The organism is Pseudomonas sp. SM4 (assembly GCF_051913165.1).
GTDB lineage: Bacteria > Pseudomonadota > Gammaproteobacteria > Pseudomonadales > Pseudomonadaceae > Aquipseudomonas.
This window is the reverse complement of the sequence record NZ_JBODOE010000005.1, coordinates 200,432-218,385: the sequence shown is the minus strand read 5'-3', so window position 1 is coordinate 218,385 and position 17,954 is coordinate 200,432. Positions and strand designations below refer to the sequence as shown.

At 60.6% G+C, this 17,954-nt stretch carries 17 protein-coding genes; 3 read left to right on the top strand and 14 right to left on the bottom strand.

What is annotated here, in order from left to right; all coding sequences use genetic code 11:
- Positions 1-3: 3 nt before the first annotated feature.
- The 3 genes from imuA to ACQ4MY_RS11700 all read right to left on the bottom strand — a co-directional run bounded on the left by imuA (position 4) and on the right by ACQ4MY_RS11700 (position 2,355).
- Complete coding sequence (imuA, locus tag ACQ4MY_RS11710; RefSeq protein WP_440095216.1) at positions 4-621, bottom strand: translesion DNA synthesis-associated protein ImuA; 618 nt, start codon at positions 619-621, stop codon at positions 4-6.
- Complete coding sequence (gene lexA / locus ACQ4MY_RS11705; RefSeq protein WP_158829039.1) at positions 621-1,238, bottom strand: transcriptional repressor LexA; 618 nt, start codon at positions 1,236-1,238, stop codon at positions 621-623. Before lexA ends, imuA begins: the two co-directional genes overlap by 1 nt.
- Before the next feature lie 199 nt (positions 1,239-1,437).
- Positions 1,438-2,355, bottom strand: a complete 918-nt coding sequence (locus ACQ4MY_RS11700) for a LysR family transcriptional regulator (protein ID WP_038368857.1) — start codon at positions 2,353-2,355, stop codon at positions 1,438-1,440.
- A gap of 103 nt (positions 2,356-2,458) precedes the next feature.
- On the opposite strand from ACQ4MY_RS11700, the gene ACQ4MY_RS11695 reads away from it, so the two are divergent.
- The 3 genes from ACQ4MY_RS11695 to ACQ4MY_RS11685 all read left to right on the top strand — a co-directional run bounded on the left by ACQ4MY_RS11695 (position 2,459) and on the right by ACQ4MY_RS11685 (position 6,950).
- Positions 2,459-4,201 carry an amidohydrolase gene (locus ACQ4MY_RS11695; RefSeq protein WP_440095215.1) on the top strand — a complete coding sequence of 581 codons (1,743 nt, stop codon included), beginning with the start codon at positions 2,459-2,461 and terminating at the stop codon, positions 4,199-4,201.
- Positions 4,202-4,346: 145 nt separating this feature from the next.
- Positions 4,347-5,084: a TorF family putative porin gene (locus ACQ4MY_RS11690; RefSeq protein ID WP_440095214.1), complete on the top strand. Its 738-nt coding sequence runs from the start codon at positions 4,347-4,349 to the stop codon at positions 5,082-5,084.
- 207 nt (positions 5,085-5,291) lie between these two features.
- Entirely contained in the window at positions 5,292-6,950 is a 1,659-nt protein-coding gene (locus ACQ4MY_RS11685; RefSeq protein WP_440095213.1) for a phosphoethanolamine transferase, read from the top strand.
- 140 nt (positions 6,951-7,090) lie between these two features.
- Here the strand turns inward: ACQ4MY_RS11685 and ACQ4MY_RS11680 are convergent, their stop codons facing one another.
- From ACQ4MY_RS11680 to ACQ4MY_RS11630, 11 genes are all read right to left on the bottom strand, one after another.
- The gene (locus ACQ4MY_RS11680) at positions 7,091-7,363 is read right to left on the bottom strand and encodes a DUF971 domain-containing protein (protein WP_440095212.1); all 273 of its coding nucleotides are present in this window, start codon (positions 7,361-7,363) and stop codon (positions 7,091-7,093) included.
- Complete coding sequence (locus ACQ4MY_RS11675; protein ID WP_440095211.1) at positions 7,360-8,322, bottom strand: HEAT repeat domain-containing protein; 963 nt, start codon at positions 8,320-8,322, stop codon at positions 7,360-7,362. The genes ACQ4MY_RS11680 and ACQ4MY_RS11675 overlap by 4 nt, the downstream gene beginning before the upstream one ends.
- Positions 8,319-9,167, bottom strand: coding sequence for an ABC transporter ATP-binding protein (locus ACQ4MY_RS11670; protein WP_440095209.1), 849 nt, complete (start codon positions 9,165-9,167; stop codon positions 8,319-8,321). Before ACQ4MY_RS11670 ends, ACQ4MY_RS11675 begins: the two co-directional genes overlap by 4 nt.
- Positions 9,167-9,949: an ABC transporter permease gene (locus ACQ4MY_RS11665; RefSeq protein ID WP_440095208.1), complete on the bottom strand. Its 783-nt coding sequence runs from the start codon at positions 9,947-9,949 to the stop codon at positions 9,167-9,169. Before ACQ4MY_RS11665 ends, ACQ4MY_RS11670 begins: the two co-directional genes overlap by 1 nt.
- Before the next feature lie 121 nt (positions 9,950-10,070).
- Complete coding sequence (locus tag ACQ4MY_RS11660) at positions 10,071-11,474, bottom strand: ABC transporter substrate-binding protein (protein ID WP_440095206.1); 1,404 nt, start codon at positions 11,472-11,474, stop codon at positions 10,071-10,073.
- A gap of 230 nt (positions 11,475-11,704) precedes the next feature.
- The gene (locus ACQ4MY_RS11655; protein WP_003225615.1) at positions 11,705-11,950 is read right to left on the bottom strand and encodes a 4Fe-4S dicluster domain-containing protein; all 246 of its coding nucleotides are present in this window, start codon (positions 11,948-11,950) and stop codon (positions 11,705-11,707) included.
- A gap of 28 nt (positions 11,951-11,978) precedes the next feature.
- Positions 11,979-13,709, bottom strand: a complete 1,731-nt coding sequence (locus tag ACQ4MY_RS11650; RefSeq protein WP_440095204.1) for a fumarate reductase/succinate dehydrogenase flavoprotein subunit — start codon at positions 13,707-13,709, stop codon at positions 11,979-11,981.
- Entirely contained in the window at positions 13,706-14,458 is a 753-nt protein-coding gene (locus ACQ4MY_RS11645) for a GntR family transcriptional regulator (protein ID WP_016774450.1), read from the bottom strand. The genes ACQ4MY_RS11650 and ACQ4MY_RS11645 overlap by 4 nt, the downstream gene beginning before the upstream one ends.
- Positions 14,459-14,678: 220 nt before the next feature.
- Positions 14,679-15,647 carry a Gfo/Idh/MocA family protein gene (locus tag ACQ4MY_RS11640; RefSeq protein WP_440095201.1) on the bottom strand — a complete coding sequence of 323 codons (969 nt, stop codon included), beginning with the start codon at positions 15,645-15,647 and terminating at the stop codon, positions 14,679-14,681.
- A 10-nt stretch (positions 15,648-15,657) separates the two neighbouring features.
- Positions 15,658-16,545, bottom strand: a complete 888-nt coding sequence (locus ACQ4MY_RS11635) for a Dyp-type peroxidase (RefSeq protein ID WP_440095199.1) — start codon at positions 16,543-16,545, stop codon at positions 15,658-15,660.
- A 228-nt stretch (positions 16,546-16,773) separates the two neighbouring features.
- Positions 16,774-17,811, bottom strand: coding sequence for an AraC family transcriptional regulator (locus ACQ4MY_RS11630; RefSeq protein ID WP_158831089.1), 1,038 nt, complete (start codon positions 17,809-17,811; stop codon positions 16,774-16,776).
- Positions 17,812-17,954: the final 143 nt, after the last annotated feature.

The window sequence follows — 17,954 nt, the reverse complement described above, 5'->3', positions numbered from 1 at the left end:
ACCTCAGTGCCCCACGGCAAAGGCAATCGGCGCCGTACGCGCCAAGCCGCCACGGCACTTGAGCACGCGCAACTGTGCGGGTTTGGCGTCGATGGCAATGCGCAGCGCTGCCGGTGACGGATTGACCGCTTCGCTCAACGGTCGCCAGGCAAACGCCAGGGTCTGGCCGGTTTCCGCCGCCACCTGCAAACGCCGCAAGGCACGATCATCGGCCTTGTGCGGCCAGCACAGCACCGCGCCGCAACTGCCCGAACGCAAGCACTGTTCGGCCGCCCACAAGGCATCGCGCTCGCTGGCTTGAATCACCGACAACTGACGCAAATCGACCCCGGCGTTCTCCCACGCCTGCGGGTACGGCACGAACGGCGGCGCCACCAGCACGATGCGCTCGCCCGCCGCCGACAACCGCGCCAGCGTCGGCCAGACCAGTTGCAACTCACCAACACCGGGGCCGGCCAGGAGGATTTCGCTCAGCGCCGCTTCTGGCCAGCCACCGCTGGGCAGTGCCGCGTCCAGCGCCGCATGCCCGGTCGGTTGCGGGTTGGCGGCCGGTGGCGCAGGCCGGCCCTTCCAGACCTGGCCGCCATTGAACAGCGTATCCAACGCAACGACGGCGCCCATCAGCCTTGCCTCACCAGACCGCAGAACACCCCTTCGATCGCCAGATCCTGATCGTCGCGCACGATAATCGGCCGATACGCCGGGTTGCGCGGCAACAAGCGCACTTCGTCGCCAACCCGTTCGAAGCGTTTGATGGTGACTTCACCGTCGAGCCGCGCCACGACGATCTGGCCGTTGAGCGCCTCGGGATTGCGCCGCACGCCGACCAGATCACCGTCGAGAATGCCGTCCTCGATCATCGAATCGCCCTGCACCCGCAGCATGTAATCGGGCGTGCGCGAGAACAGCGCCGGGTCGAGCAGCAAGCGGCTATGGACGTCGGCATCGGCGCCAATCGGCGCACCGGCAGCGACGCGGCCAAGCACGGGGATGTCGAGCAGCTCCGGACGCGGCGGTTGCCCGAGCAAACGAATGCCCCGGGCCTGATTCGGATTGACCTCGATAAACCCGGCTTCAGTGAGCGCGAGCACATGCTTGCGCGCCACGCTGCGTGAGGCAAAACCAAAAGCCTCGCTGATTTCAGCGAGGCTTGGGGGCTGACCGTGTTCGGCGATGCGATCGCGGATGAAGGTCAGGATGGCGGTACGGCGGGGAGTGAGGTTTGTCATGGAGTACATTTGTACTCCTGTAGGATTTTCCTGACAAGCGCCGCCAGTCGGCCTAGGCCGACGTAGGAGCTGCCGAAGGCTCGGGCCGCGATTGATCGTTCCCACGCTCTGCGTGGGAATGCAGCCCGTGACGCTCCGCGTCACTGGACGCAGAGCGTCCCTAGAGGCATTCCCACGCAGAGCGTGGGAACGATCAGTGCGGGGGGTGTCAGTTAAGGCCGCGTTCGGCGAGGAATTCGGCGATGTAATCAATGAAGGCCACCACTTTCGCCGTGGCCCGCCGATGGCTCGGATACACCGCGAGAATGTGCGGGCCAAAGGTGTCCGGGTCGATCTCGTAATCCGCCATGACCCGCACCAATCGCCCGTCGGCAATGTACGGCGCGGCGCTCCACAGTGGCGTGTGCAGCAATCCTCGCCCGGCCAGAGCACTGGCCAGCAACAAATCGTAATTATCACTGCGCAACAACGGCGCCGTCGGTTGCGCCAGACTCAAACGCTGGCCGTCGCGCTCGGCCCACCAGAATTCGCGGCTGAGCAACGGATGCTGATAAAGCAGCCATTCATGCTGTTCAAGGGTCTGCGGATTCACCGGCAAGCCCTTGCGCGCCAGATACTCGGGGCTGCCGCACAGGGCCAGGCGATTGCTGCCGACCACCCGCGCGATCAGCCCCGGCAAATCATCGTGGCCCTCGCGCAACGCCAGGTCATAACCACTTTCCAGCAGATTGACGAAGGCATCGCACAGATCCACTTGCAGGCTGATCTGCGGGTATTGCTGCAAAAAGCCGTCACACACTTGATCGAGAAACGCCCGCCCATAGGCCAGCGGCGCAGTGATTTTCAGGCTGCCGCGCAAGCCGTGCTGCAACTGCTCGATTTCCTCGCTGGCCTCGTCGAGGCGCTGCAACACCAGTCGCGCGGTTTCCAGGTACACCCGGCCGATTTCCGTGAGCAGAATCCGCCGCGTGCTGCGCTCGAACAACCGCGCACCCAGTTCAGACTCCAGGTGATTGACCGCTTTGGTCAGCGCCGACGGGGTCTTGCCCAACTGCTCGGCAGCGCGGCTGAAACTGCCGAGTTGCGCAGTGACCACGAACATTTTCAATGCACCCAACTTGTCCATGCTTTTTCCATTCAGGCAAAAACGTTTTTCGTGCGGGAGGCGTTCTGTCAGCCGCTGCCAGCCACTAATCTCGCCATCAGACGCAATAACAAGGAAATCTTCAATGAAAAGATTCATCCCGAAGCTGTTGGTACTCGCCGTAAGTTTTGCCTCGATGGAAGCCATGGCCGCCCCTGATCTGATCCTACTCAACGGCAAGATTTTCACCGCCGACCGTGCGCAACCGAAGGTTCAGGCCCTCGCCGTGGAAAACGGCAAAGTGTTGAAAGTTGGCACCGACGCGCAGATCAAAGCCTTGATCGAACCCGGCACTCAAGTCATCGACCTCAAGGGCAAAGCGCTGATGCCCGGCCTGATCGACAGCCATTCCCACGCGATTTTCGGCGGTCTGGAAATGACTTCGGCGAACATGGAAGACGAAATCGTCGACCTCGACGAACTGCAAAAACGTCTGCGCGACTGGCGTGAGGACGGCAAGGCCAAACACGGCGATGTGTTGAGCATTGCCGGCATGAGTTCGGCCTATTGGGCACAGGCCGAGGCGTTGGGCAAAACCTTCAACAGCGGCGAATGGGCCGATGTGCCGGTGGTGTTTATCGGCAGCGACCACCACACCGCGTGGGCCAACAACGTCATGCTCAAGCGCGCCGGGATTGATGCGGCCCTGCTGAAAACCCTGCCCGACGCGGAAAAAGACACCATCGGCAAACTGGCCAGCGGCGAACCGAACGGCTTTGTGGTCGACGCTGGTTGGGATCGGGTCGCCTCGAAAATGCCAGTGCCGAGCCCCGCCGACATGCTCAATGCCGCCAAATCAGCGGTGCGCTACAACAACAGCCTCGGCATCACCGCGTGGATGGACCCGGCCGCCAACGCCGCACCGGGCGAAGCGGTGTTCGCGCTCAAACCCACCGAGAAAACCGTCGGCGTGCTGCCGGCTTATAAAGCGCTGTCGGAAAGCGGCGACATGAGCGTACATGTCGCGGCGCTGCTGGTGGCCAACCCGAAAAGCGTGCCCGCCGATCTCGATACGCTGGACAAGGTGCGCCAGCAATTCCAAGGCATCCCGAATCTGACGCTACCCGGGATCAAGATCTTCGCCGACGGCGTAATCGAATTCCCGGCGCAGAGCGCGGCGATGATCGATCCGTACAGCAACTCGCACAAACAGGGCGAACTGCTGATCGACCCGCAGCATTTCGGCGAACTGGTCAGCGCCATCGACCAGCGCGGCTGGCTGGTACACATCCACGCGATCGGCGACCGCGCGGTGCGTGAATCGCTGAACGGCATCGCCCAGGCGCGCAAGGATCGCCAGAGCGGCGTGACCCACTCGATCACTCACCTGCAAATGGTCAACCCGAAAGAGTTCGCCCGTTTCAAACCGCTCAACGTCATCGCCTCGATGCAACTGCTGTGGGCCAGCGCCGACGACTACACCACCGACATGATCAAGCCCTACGTCAGCGCCCTCGCCTTCCGCTATCAGTACCCGGCGCATTCGCTGCTCAAACAAGGCGCGACGATTGCCGGCGCGAGTGACTGGCCGGTGTCGACGCCGAACCCGTTCAACGCCATGGCGCAGGCGATCACCCGCGTCGGCCCGTTGGGCGTGCTCAATGCTGATGAGCGCCTGGACCGCGACACCATGTTCTATGCCTACACGGTCAATGCGGCGCGCACGATTGGCCTGGAGAAACAGATCGGCTCGCTGACGCCGGGCAAGCAGGCGGACTTTATCGTGCTGGATCGCGACGTGTTCAGCGTCGACAACAAAGCCCTGCATGACACCAAAGTGCTGCAAACCTGGTTCGGCGGCCGTCAGGTCTACACCGCCACCCAATAACAAGAAAATCTCTCCCATGTAGGAGCTGCCGCAGGCTGCGATCTTTTGACTTTGATTTTAAAAACCAAGATCAAAAGATCGCAGCCTGCGGCAGCTCCTACAAGGTTCGTACTGCCCAAAAATAATCACAACATCGGGACTTCACATGAAAGCCTTGCCCCTGTTCGCCCTGAGTTTTTTGAGCGCGCTGCCCTTGAGCAGCCAAGCGATCCCTTTGAACGATGATTTTGCGCTGGTGGTGGACCTGAATTTAGCCAGCGATTACCGCACTCGCGGCATCTCGCAAACGCAAAACGATCCTGCCGTGCAGGCCGGTTTGACCCTCGCCCACAGCAGCGGCCTGTACCTTGGGGCGTGGAGCTCCAACGTTGATTTCGGCGGCGGCCTGAAAACCCGCCAGGAAGTCGATTACTACGGCGGTTGGCTGTGGCAGGCGACCGAGGATGTCAGCCTTGATCTGGGCTACATCAAATACGCCTACCCCAAGGAAAGCCAGTTCAACCAGAGCGAGGTCTACGGGATTCTCGGCGTGTACGGGGTGAAGCTGGCGGCGTATTACTCCAACGATGCGCCGGGGATCGATAGTAAGCAGAACTCGCTGTACACCTACATCGGTTATGAAACTGAACTGCCGTATGACTCGGGGCTGAAGCTGCGTTACGGCAACATGGATTTCAAGGATCCGCATTTGTACTCGGCGTCGGGCAGCGCTGAAGACTCGTACCGCGAATGGGAGGTGAAACTCACTCACAACCTCGCCGGCGTGGTGTTGGGCCTGAGCTACATCGACACTGACCTCTCACAGAGCCAATGCCTGAGCAACTGGGGCTTCAAGGATGTGTGCACCGCCACCGTCGTCGCCAGCCTAAGCAAATCCTTCTGACCCCCTCGCCCCTGTAGGAGCTGCCGAAGGCTGCGATCTTTTGATCTTGTTTTTAAAGATCAAGATCAAAAGATCGCAGCCTTCGGCAGCTCCTACAGGGTTTGCTTTCGACTTGTTACAGGATGTTTACGGAATTTTTACTATTGTTCTTCTACTGTTACACGCGCAACCGTGTGTGTTTTCTATTTGAGTAGAGGAAAAGTGCGAATGGCTTTGGGCAACGGACTGCGCTTACCGTCCATCACTCCGACCCGACTGGTGCTGCTGTTTTCCCTGGCATTGGTCGCGCTGTACAACCTGGCGACCTGGAAGGCGCTGGGCACGCTGATCACTTTGCAAGGCGCGCACAAACTGGGGTTCTTCGCCTCGTTCGGGCTGTTTTTGTGGGCGGCTATCACTCTGCTGCTGACGCTGGTGTCATTTCGCTGGACGCTGAAACCGGCGCTCACCGTGGTTGCCCTGCTCTCGGCCTGCGCAGCTTATTTCATGAACGAGTACGGCATCACCATCGACACGGTGATGATCCAGAACGTCTTTGAAACCAATCCATCCGAAGCCGCCGCGCTGTTCAACAGCAAGTTGCTCGCTTACGTGTTGCTGCTCGGCGTATTGCCGGCGGCGCTGATCTGGCGTTGGCCAGTGAGTTATCGGCCGTTCTTTCGCGGGTTGCTCAACAAGGTTCTGGTGATCGTCGGTTGCGTGCTGGTGATCGCCGCCTCAGTGGGCACGTTCTATTCGACTTACGCGCCGATCTTTCGCGAAGAAGACAAGCTCACTCACTTCATCAACCCGACCAATTACATCTACGCGATCAGCAAATACGCCAAGCAACGCCTGGGCATCAAAAAGCACTTCGTGGTGCAGGCCATCGGCGAAGACGCGGTGATGAGCGCCAAGGCTGCCAGTCGCGAGAAAAAATCGCTGATGGTCTTCGTGGTCGGTGAAACCGCCCGCGCCGATCACTTTTCGCTGAACGGCTATGAGCGCGAGACCAATCCCGAGTTGAGCAAACTCGACATCCTTAATTTCACTCAAGTGCATTCCTGCGGCACGTCGACGGCGGTGTCGGTGCCGTGCATGTTCTCGATGTTCCCGCGTGAGGACTACAGCGACAAGAAAGGCAAAACCTACCAAGGCCTGCTCGACATCCTCCAGCGCGCCGGCGTGCAGGTGCTGTGGCTGGACAACAACAGCGACTGCAAAGGCACCTGCCTGCGCGTACCGCACCGCGACATCGCGAAGAACCAGCCGGGGCCGTTCTGCGACGGCAACAACTGCCTCGATGAAGCGCTGCTGGCGGACCTGCAAGGCTACATCGACAGCCTCAAGGGCCACGCGATCATCGTCCTGCATGCGGACGGTAGCCACGGCCCCGAGTATTACCAGCGCTACCCGCAAGACATGGAGCGTTTCAAGCCGATCTGCCACACCAACCAGTTGGGCAGTTGCAGCCGCGATGAACTGGTGAACGTGTACGACAACACGATTTTGTACACCGACCACTTTCTCGCCAAGGTCATCGAGTTGCTCAAGCGCAATCAACAGACACTGGATACGTCGATGGTGTACGTCTCCGATCACGGTGAATCGCTGGGCGAAAATGGCCTTTATCTGCATGCGGCGCCCTATGCGCTGGCGCCTGAAGCGCAAACGCATGTGCCGATGGTGATGTGGTTTGGTGATCACACACTGGCCAATGAAGGGATTGATCGCGGGTGCCTGCAAGGCAAGACCGCGCAGGCAGATCTGAGCCACGACAACCTGTTTCACTCGGTGCTGGGGTTGTTTGAGGTAAAGACCTCGCTGTATCAACCGGGGCTGGATATTTTCCATGGCTGCCGGCCTTCAATGACCGCCGCGCAATAATCCGACTGGCTGATTGGCGATTGGCGATTGGCGATTGGCGATGATCAATGTAGGAGCTGCCGAAGGCTGCGATCTTTTGATGTTGATTGTTAAAAACAGGATCAAAAGATCGCAGCCTTCGGCAGCTCCTACAGGGATTGTCATAGGTTTGCCAGATAGGGCCACGGGTAGATGCCGCGTTGGTGGCCGTCGCTGAAGATCAGTTGTACGCCGTAGCCCTGGGGGTTGAGTTCGATCAGGCGTACGCGATCATCGACCATCGGCGTCAGGCCTTTCAGGCGGAAGGCGCGGCATTGCGAGCAGGGGCACTGGCGGCGCAGTTCGGCGTGGTTGAGCTGTTGTTCGCGACCGTCAGGCCAGCTCAACCGCAGGATCTGTTCGCTCTGCGAATTCCCCACCGACAGCGGGTTCATTGCAATTGACTCAGGGCAATGCGCACAGCTTTGCGCACTTCCGGATCGCCGTCATCCTGCGCAGCCTGCAACGCGGCCACGGCACCGCGATCATGCAACTCGCCCAAGGCCAGCGCGGCCTCTTTGCGCAGATTGCTGATGCGATGGCCGAGGGTGTCGATCAACGCGTCGAGTGCCGGCGCGAAACGCAAACGACCGAGGCTGCGGGTGGCGCGCAAACGCACTTGCCAATAATCGTCGCTCAGCGCTTCAACCAACGCTGAGCCCGCATCAATGTGGCCGACCTTGCCCAAAGTCGTCGCGGCTTCTTCGCGCACTTGCCAGGCGCTGTCCTGCAAAGCCTGACGCAGAGCCGGCAGGACTTCGGCGCTGGAGGCCAGGCCCAACGCGCCGGTGGCCGCGCGGCGCACTTCGGTGTCGGGGTCATCGCTGGCCAATCGGGCTAATGCCGGTAATGCGTCAAGTTGCTTGAGCCAGCCGAGCACCCCGACGGCTTCGCGGCGAACACTGGCGTCGGCATCGTTCAGCGCGGTGACTGCAGCAGGCGCGGCATCGGCGAAACGCAGTTCACGCAGGGCGCGGAACGCCGCGATACGCACGCTGACATCCGCATGATCAGTCCACGGCAGAATCACCCGCCCCGCCGCTTCGGTTTTCAGCAAGCTCAGACTCTGCGCGGCAGCGGATTGCACGGCGGGCGCCGAATCGGTCAGTGCCTCGCACAGCGCTTGCACGACTTCCTCATCCTCCCAGGCTTCCAGCAACCGCGCGGCTTCGGCGCGGACTTCTTCGGCAGGATCTTGTCCCAGCCGATCAACCAGCCAGAGCAAGCCATCCGGCTCTTCGAGATCGGCCAGATCAATCAGGGCAATACGGCGCACGCCAGCGTCTTCAGCAGTCAGGCGCGGTTGCAGGGCGAGAATGTCGTCGTTATCGGTCACAGCAAAAATAGAGGTCATAGGGCAAATCGCGGCAAAGGGTTTTCGGGAGGCAGGCCGAGCGGATTGAGGCGCGGCAGCGGTCGGTCGTCGTCGTGGCGCAGCAGGTCGAGGCAGTGGCGCTTGAGCCGGGAAAATTCGGCGCTGGTCACCAATTCGCTGGTGCGCGGTCGGGCAAAATCCAGACGCAAATCTTCGATGATTCGCCCCGGCCGCGCGCTCATCACCAGCAAGCGATCGGCGAGGAACAGCGCCTCGTCGATATCGTGGGTGACGAACACTACGGTGGTGCGGATGCGCGTCCAGATGTCCAGCAGCAGCTCTTGCATGTTCAGCCGGGTCAGCGCATCCAGCGCGCCGAACGGCTCGTCCATCAGCAACAGGCGCGGGCGATTGACCAGCACCCGGGCGATTTCCACGCGTTGCTGCATGCCGCCGGACAGTTGATCGGGCCAACGCTCGGCGAAGCCTTCGAGGCCGACCAGTTTGAGAATGTCATCGGCGGCGCGATGCCGTTCAGCCTTGCCGATGCCGCGCATTTTCAGGCCGAATGCCACGTTGTCACGCACCGTGCGCCACGGAAACAGCGTGTGATGCTGGAACACCATGCCGCGCTGCGGTGACGGCCCGGACACTTCGCCGCCATCGACTTTGAGGCTGCCGGCGTGCGCACTCAAATGCCCGGCCAAGGCACCGAGCAAGGTCGACTTGCCACAACCGGACGGGCCGAGAATGCACACGAACTGGCCGGGTTCGATCTGGCAATCGAGTTCCCGTACGGCTTCGAACGCTTCACTTCCTTGGCCGAGGACGATGGACAATTGGCGAATGTCGATTCGCCCTTCCGGGGTTTGCATCGCGCTCATCAGGCTTTTCCTCGCGGTCGATGCCAGGGCGTGAACAACCCGCCCAGACGTTTGATCAGCAGACTGCTGCCCATGCCCAGCACACCGATCAAGAGCATGCCGACGACGATGTCGGCGTAGTTCTGAATCGTGTAGGACTCCCAGGTGTAGTAACCGATGCCGAACTGGCCGGAGATCATTTCCGCCGTGACCAGACAGAACCACGAAGTGCCCATGCCGATCGCCAGCCCCATGATGATGCTTGGCGCAGCACCCGGCAGGATGACTTCCAGCAGGATCGCCCGGCGCCCTGCCCCGAGGCTTCTCGCTGAGGCAATCAAGCGCGGATCAACGCCTTCTACGCCGTGCACGGTGTTGAGCAGGATCGGGAACAGTGCGCCGGTGAAGGTTATGAAGACCATCGACAGTTCAGAGGACGGGAACATCAGGATCGCCAGCGGAATCCATGCGACGGCGGGGATCGGGCGCAAGACCTCCAGCGGTGGCAGCAGCAAGTCTTCGGCCCATTTCGAGCGGCCGATGGCCAAGCCCAGGGCGATGCCGATGACCAGTGCCGCAAGGTAGCCGGCGAAGACGCGGCTGAGGCTGGCGGTCAGGTGTTGCAGGAGTTTGCCGGAGTCGCCGAGGCCCAGCGCGGCTTCGATCACCGCGATGGGTGTCGGCACGTTGGCGAAGGTAACGAGGCCGAGGTTCCAGTGGTGACTGGCGGCGAGTTGCCAGAACAGCAGGCAGAGCAGCAGTGAAGCAGCCCGCGGAACCCAACGCGTAACGGATATGAACATAAATATTCCTGTCACCGTGCCCCCTGTAGGAGCTGCCGCAGGCTGCGATCTTTTGATCTTGGTTTTTAAAGTCAACATCAAAAGATCGCAGCCTGCGGCAGCTCCTACAGGGGGATGTCGGTTAGCGGGTGGCGACGGCCTGGGTGGTGGCGTCGGTGAAGTCGAGGACTTTGCCGCCCTGGGCCGAGGCGTATTGCTGGGCCTGGCCTTTGAGCAGGAACGCGCTCAGACGCCCTTTCGCATCACTGGCAAACCACGCCTGTTCAGCGAGCAACTTGATCCCGCTGTCACTGGCCTGCGCATACACCGCACGGATGTTTTTGCCTTCCTGCTTCAACGCGGCCAGTGCAGTGAACGCCTCTTCAGCCGAGGCGTACTGGCGCACTTTGTCTTCGCCGCGCACCCAGATTTCAGCGACATGGCTGAAGTCAGTGATCGCTTTACCGGACGCTGCATCCTTGGCCTTCAGCGGCGTCTGCGCGTAGTTGGCCAGTTGCGCGGTGTAATCGAGGTTCGATGCCTTGAACGCCGCACGGATGTATTGATCGTCAATGAAGGTATTGAGGTCGAGGCCACGATCGGCCTTCTTCAGCAGCTTCAGCGTATCGATCGCCGTGCCGACCGCCTGGCGATATTCCGGCTTCCAGCTCAGGTCGCGGGTCTGCACGCCGAGCGGGCCGTGGAACAGGTAGTTGACCTCGGCATCGACGCCGGTGACTTTGGCGATCAGTTCGCTGTACTTCTCAGGCTCAGCGGTGAGCAACTGATTGGCCTCGATGCTCGCGCGCAGGTAAGCAACGACGACCTCCGGATACTTCTTCGCGTACGCCTGATCCACCAGCGCACCGTGGAACGTCGGTGCATTGGCCTGGGCGCCGTCGTAGATCTTGCGGGCGAAGCCTCGGCTCGGGAACAGTTCAGCGAACGGCACAAAATCGGCGTGAGCGTCGATCTTGCCGGCCTGCAACGCGGAGCCGGCAACCTCCGGCGGTTGGGCGATGATGTTGACGTCTTTCAGCGGGTCCCAACCCTGCGCCGCCACGGCACGCAGCAACATGCCGTGGGCGGTGGAGGCAAACGGTACGGAAATAGTCTTGCCTTTGAGTTCGCTCAGCGACTGCACACCCGACGCGCTCGGCACGACGATGCCGTTGCCGCTGCCTTTGATACTGCCCGACAGCACGCTGATGAACAGGCTGTGCTTACCAGCGGTTTCAAACGCCACGCCGTTGAACGCGCCGGGGAAATCGGCCATGGCGCCGAAGTCGAGTTTGCCGGCAACCATCTCGTTGGTCAGCGGCGCGCCGCTGGTGAAGTTCTTCCACTGCACGTCGTACTTGGCGTCTTTGTAGGCGCCGTCGTGGGGCAGGTATTTGTCGAGCAGGCCCAGCTCTCGAATCAACAACCCGCCAGCGGCGCAGTTGATGGTGGTGTCCTGGGTGCCGATGGCGATGCGGATGGTTTCGGCCGAGGCTGACAAGGTGAACGAAGCCAGTACCAGACCGGCGATTGCTGCACGCAACATGGTTGTTTCCCCTCGAATCATTTATTTGAGTTCGTCTCCGCCGCGATCAGGGCGCGGTGGGAAACGAGGGGTTTTCGATGAATCCAGCGTCCGGTGTTTCCGGATGGCTTTGCGGTGTCGTAGATCTACTGTAGGAGTGAGCCTGCTCGCGATAGCGGTGTGTCAGCCAGCACATCTACATCTGACCCACCGCTATCGCGAGCAGGCTCACTCCTACAAGGGATCGGGTTTCAACGCAGGAGATAGGGAATGTCGACCTTGACGGCGCCCGTCGGGCAATCCTTCTCGCACGGCATGCAGTACCAGCATTCGTCAAAAGCCATGTAGGCCTTCTGCGTCGCCGGATTGATCGCCAGCAAGTCCATCGGGCAAACGTCGACGCACACGGTGCAGCCCTTTTCAGCGATGCATTTGTCCTCGTCCACGGTGACGGGGGCGTTGGAGCGGAAGAAGATTTCCTGAGCTTGATAGGCCATGGTTCGGACTCTTTGATTTATTGATGTATCAAGCGGCGAAAGCGCCGACCCGCAAGCGGTCGTAGGCCTGCATTTCCTCAGCATCGAGCGGGATGATGTAAGGCTCGACGGCTTTCTTGAAACTGGTCATCTGGCCGTCGTCGCCCTTCTTCAGATGGCAATGGCAGAACCATTCACCGTCATTGCGTTGCGGGTGGTCGACGCGATAGTGGTACAAACCCCAGCGGCTTTCGGCGCGGAACAACGAAGCGCGGGCGGCCATTTCGGCGCAGTCGCGGATCACGCTGGTTTCCATCGCACGCATCAGTTCGTGGGCGTTGTTGGCTTTCATCTGATCGAGATCGCGTTCGATGTCGCTGAAGCGTTGCAGGCCGATCTGCATTTTCTTGGTGACTTTCGGCGGTTGCAGATAATCGTTAACAAAGCGCCGCAGCTTGTACTCGACCTGTGCCGGCGGCAGACCGTGCTCGCGATCCAGCGGTGCGTAGACCCGGGCCTTTTCCTTTTCGATCTGCTCGGCATCCAGCGCGGAAAACTCGCGACCGGCGACGAAATCGGCGGCGTTGTGCCCGGCAAACCAGCCGTAGGTGAACGCGCCGAGCATGTAGTTATGCGGCACAGCGGCCATGTCACCCGCCGAGTACAAGCCTTTCACCGACGTCTCGGCGCGTTCGTTGACCCACACGCCAGACGCCGAGTGACCGCTGCAAAAACCGATTTCGGAGATGTGCATTTCGACCATTTGCGTGCGGTAATCGGTGCCGCGATTGGCGTGGAACTGACCGCGACTCGGGCGCTCGTTGCTGTGCAGAATCTCTTCGATGTTCTGGATGGTTTCCTCGGCCAGGTGATCGAGTTTGAGGAACACCGGGCCGTTGCCACTCTCCAGTTCCTGGTGAAACTCCCACATCATCTGCCCGCTCCAGTAGTCGCACTCGATGAAGCGTTCGCCCTTGTTGTTGGCGGTGTAGCCACCCAGAGGGCCAGTGACGTAAGCGCAGGCCGGGCCGTTGTAATCCTTGATCAGCGGGTTGATCTGGAAGCATTCGAGGTTGGCCAGCTCGGCGCCGGCGTGATAGGCCATCGCGTAGCCGTCGCCGGCATTGGTCGGGTTTTCGTAGGTGCCCATCAGGTAGCCCGACGACGGCAGACCGAGCCGTCCGGCAGCGCCGCAGGCGAGGATCACCGCTTTGGCTTTGATCACATGGAAATCAGCGGTGCGGCAGTCAAAGCCCATCACACCGTTGACGGCGCCCTCCTCGTCGGTCAGCAACCGCGTGCAGACAAGGCGATTGGTGATGCTCACCCGGGCGCGTTTCAACTGGCGATAAAGGACCTTTTTGATGTCGTGCCCTTCCGGCATCGGCAGCACGTAGGCGCCCATGTGGTGGACTTTTTTCACCGCGTAATCGCCGGTTTCGTCCTTCTCGAACTTCACGCCCCAACGGTCGAGCTGTTCGATGGTTTCGAAGCTGTGCGTTGCATAGGCGTAAACGGCGGCCTGATTGACGATGCCGTCATTGGCGATGGTGATTTCCTTGGTGTACTGCTCAGGCGTCGAGTGCCCGGGAATGATCGCGTTGTTCAGGCCGTCCATGCCCATGCTGATCGCGCCGCTGCGTTTGACGTTGGCCTTGTCGACCAACAACACGCGCAAGTCGCGGTTCTTTTCCTTGGCTTTGATCGCGGCCATCGGGCCTGCTGTGCCACCGCCGATGACGACGATGTCGTATTCCTGTTCGAGCACGTTGCGGGTCATGCCTGCTCCCCTTTTTGCCGGTCGATCCGCAGGCGGTACTGGAACGCATCGCCACGGTAGTAAAGGTGTTCGAAGTCCAGCGGCTGGCCCTGCGCGTCGTGGGTCAGGCGTTCGATGCGCATGATCGGCGAGCCAGCCTCGACGTTCAGCGCCTGGGTCAGGTCGCTGTCGGCCAGCACCGCGTCGATGGCCAGATCTGCGTGGCCGAGGGCGATGCCGCAGTCGTTTTCGAGGATCAGGAAGATGTCGCGGGTGACCAGATCGGCCTTCTCCAGGCGCTCGCCGACGGCTTTTGGCAGGTAAGTGATTTCCAGCGAAATCGGCTCGCGATTGATCAACCGCACGCGTTTGATCTGCGCGACGATCTCGCCCTCGGCGACCTGCAAACGCTCGGCCACGCGCTTGTCGGCGGGGATGAATTTGAAGCTGCGCAGGCGGTTGATTACCTCGTAGCCACGGCCGGTCATCGACTCGGCGAGGCCTTGCAGGCTGCTGACGTTTTGAAAGGTTTTCGGCTTGGCGACGAAGGTGCCTTTGCCGTGGATCTTGAAGATCAGCCCTTCCTTTTGCAGATCGCCCAAGGCTTGGCGCACGGTGATGCGGCTGACTTTGAACAGCGCACCCAGCTCGCTTTCGGAAGGCATCTGGCTGTCTTGCGGGTATTCGCCGTCGAGGATTCGCGCACGGAGGACATCGCGCAGTTGGGTGTGCAGCGGGACGCTACTGAGGGAGAGAACGTTATCGGTCATCACGGGATCACTTGTTATAACGAGTTATGACGTGATCTTAGAGTTGTTATGACAAGGTTAGAAAGATTGTTTGGGCATAACCTTAGATGCATGACACACGCGATTCCCTGTGGGAGCTGGCTTGCCAGCGATGGCGTTCTGTCAGCCAACTGATTGGCTATCTGAACCACCGCTATCGCTGGCAAGCCAGCTCCCACAGGGGATGGTGTAAGACTGGAGGTCAGTGGCGTTTGAGAATTTGATCCATGACCCAATCGGTCTTGAGCGCTTGTTCGGCGACGGCGGGATGTTCTGAACCACCACGAATATGCGCATTCATGCCCAGCACGTGATGCCACTGAATATGTTCGTGATGCGGGATTTCCAGGCTAATGATTTCATCGGCATGCAATTGCACGGGATGCTCATCAAACACCGAAAAACTGATCCGCCCAAGGCTGCCGATAATCTCGACGCGATCCTCGCGCCGATCCGCAACAAAATTCCAGCAACCCATGCCCAGCGCCCCGGAGGCAAACCGCCAACTGGCGCTGACGGCATCTTCGGCGGCATACAAACCGGCTTGACGCGCGGTGAATCCAGCGACTTCGACAATGTCGCCGAGCAGATACTGGAACAGGTCAAAGCCATGGCTGGCGAGGTCGGCAAAGTAACCGCCACCGGCCACCGCCGGATCGGTACGCCAGTTGTCGCGACCGTCCAGATCAACCGGCGACGGCGCTTTACTCAGCGTCCAGCTCAGATGCCGAACCTCACCAATACGCCCCTCCTCCAGCCACTGCCGAACCTGCGCAAAACGCGGCAACGAACGGCGGTAGTAGGAAACAAACAAATGTAATCCGGCCTCGGCAAACGCCTGCTGCATCTCGCGGCTTTGCCCGGCGTTCAGCGCCATCGGCTTTTCCACGCAGCAATGTTTGCCGGCGGCAGCGACTTTCAGGCTGTAGGCGTGGTGGCTGTCGGGCGGCGTGGCGATGTACACCGCGTCGACCTCGGGATCGTTGATCAGCGCATCGACGTCGGTGTAGACCCGCGCAATGCCGTGGCGCGCGGCGTAGTCAGTCACCGCCTCAAGGCGTCGGCCCATCACCGCCACCAGCGCCGAACCGGGCGCCTTATAGAAGGCCGGCCCGCTCTTGCGTTCAGCGACGCTGCCGCAACCGATCATGCCCCAACGCACCACGTCCATGTCCATTCCTTTAGCCGATGCGCAAGGCGCGCAGATCGAGGTGACCGTCCTTCAGCGGCGGGCACCAGTAGTAGCCGCCGGTGATCGGCCGGCTGATGCGATACAAACCGTCGGTAATGCCATCTTCCAGGCCGCTCATGCGCCGCAATTGCGCTTCGAAGGCATCCAGCGAGAAACCAAAGGCGAGGAACATCAGCCCGGCGCGATCACCTTCAATCCACGGCATCGAGCGGCGCACGACGAACGCTTCCGGTGCGAAGCTTTCCTGCGCGGTGCGTTTGACGTGGGCGGAAACGGGCGCGTCGTCGATCTCTTCGTTGTCGCTGAGGCGACGGCCCATGATGTTGTCTTTGTCATCGGCCGAGAGTTTGTGGAAACCCTTGAGGTCGTGCTGCCACTGCTGGATCGCGGCGAAGCTGCCACCGATCATGCCGTCAGTGCCGGCGCTTTGCAGGGCGGCGGCGATGGCGGCTTCGTCGTGCGGGTTTTCGGTGCCGTCTTCGTAACCGGTGAGGTCGTGGCCGTCCTTGTGGCGGAAGGCTTCCTGCATTTCGACCAGGCGCAGCGCCGGGGCCAGTGCGGCTTCGAGGGCGTCGCAACGATTGAGCAGTTCACCACGGTCGACGCCGTGCAGCCAGACCCACAGTGCGTGTTGGGTCGACGGGTTTTCGACGCCGACGCCGCTCATGGCCGGGAAGCTGCGCAGGCCGTCGATCTGCACGTTGAGGGCCTTGGCCAGGGACTCGCCAAAACCGACCACTGCCGACTTGCCGTCCACCTGATTGATCAGGTTGTCGATCGCCTGCGGCAGTGCTGCTACCGACTCGAGGGCGAAAAACAGGTGGCGCGCTTGCGCAGGAACGGGGGTGGCGAGAATGCCCGGCTGGTAGTAACTCATGTGAACTCCTTGGAAAAGTGCGCGGGAGTTTACCTGTGGCCGGACAGTTTGTGGGGATTCAGAAGGCGCTGACGATGACCTGTGGCGAGGGAATTTATCCCTGATGGACTGCGAAGCAGCCCCAATTTCATTCAATTCGGTACATCTGATAAATCGCGGTGACCGGTTTTCAGGACTGCTTCGCAGCCCATCGGGGATAAATCCCCTCGCCACAAAGGGTCATGTGCACTAAGCCGTAGTGCTCTCATGCCGCCACGCACTCGGGCTGAGCCCCGTCCAGCGCTTGAACGCCCGGCGAAAACTGCGCACATCGCTGTAGCCGACTTCTTCAGTGATCCGCTCGATCGGCATATCAGGATTGGCCAGCAAACTCATCGTCCGCGCCTGGCGCACCTGCTCCAGCAGCGCCTCAAACGTCAGCGCATGCTCGGTCAAGCGCCGACGCAATGTGCGACTGCTCATGTTCAAATCACCGGCAATCTTTTCGATATGGCTGCCGCGACTCAGATCCCGGGCAATCGCCCGCTCCACCGCCTGAATCAGATCAAGCTTCTGATGCACCTGCGCCGCTTCCAGCTCCAGCAAGGCGACGGCCTGACGCAGCGCCAGCGAATGATGATTGGGCAAGTTGACGTCCAGCCATTGCACATCGATCAGCATGCGATTGTGCAAGCAACCAAAACGCACCTCCGGTCCCAGCAGACGATGGTATTCGCTGAGGTAATCCGGCGCGGCGTGCACAAACTCGACGGCAATCGGCTTGAAATCAGCGCCCGCCAAAGCTCGGCCGTACACCAGCAAACTGGCGAAAAACTCTTCCACCGCGAACACCTGAACATCGGCAAACGGCAAGCGACATTCAGCATCGAGATGCACCTGAGCGCCGACCACATCGACACTGGACACCACAATCCCGCCCGAGGTGTGCTGATGACGAATCCCGAGGGCAAAGGCATCGCGCAAAGTCTTGCACAGCGACAACACATGCCCAAGCAAACCCAGCGTACCCAGCACGTTCTGCGCGCCGACCCACAGCCCCAAACCTTGATTGGGCAGCACTTTGAGTGCGCGTTGAATCATTGCCACGGCCTGGCGATAGGAAATTCGCTGCGCCGGGTCTTGCAGATCTTCAAGGGTGAAGCCAAGGCCACGGCACAGGCTTTCAGGGTCGACGCCCTTGTTCTGCGCGACCTCGGCGAGGGTTTGCAGGAGGAATGGCGAGACCAGCGCCAGTTCGAAAGTCGGGTCTTGGACTTTTACATTCATGGGGATGACATTCCGGATCACGCTTGATTGTTATTTTTGTAACCGGTTATGTCGATGGAAGTTAGCACAGGGTTTGCCAGCTGTCCGCAGAAGTCCCCCTCAGTGTCCGCCAATACCCTGCCCTGCCGGGCGCCAAGCGCTTA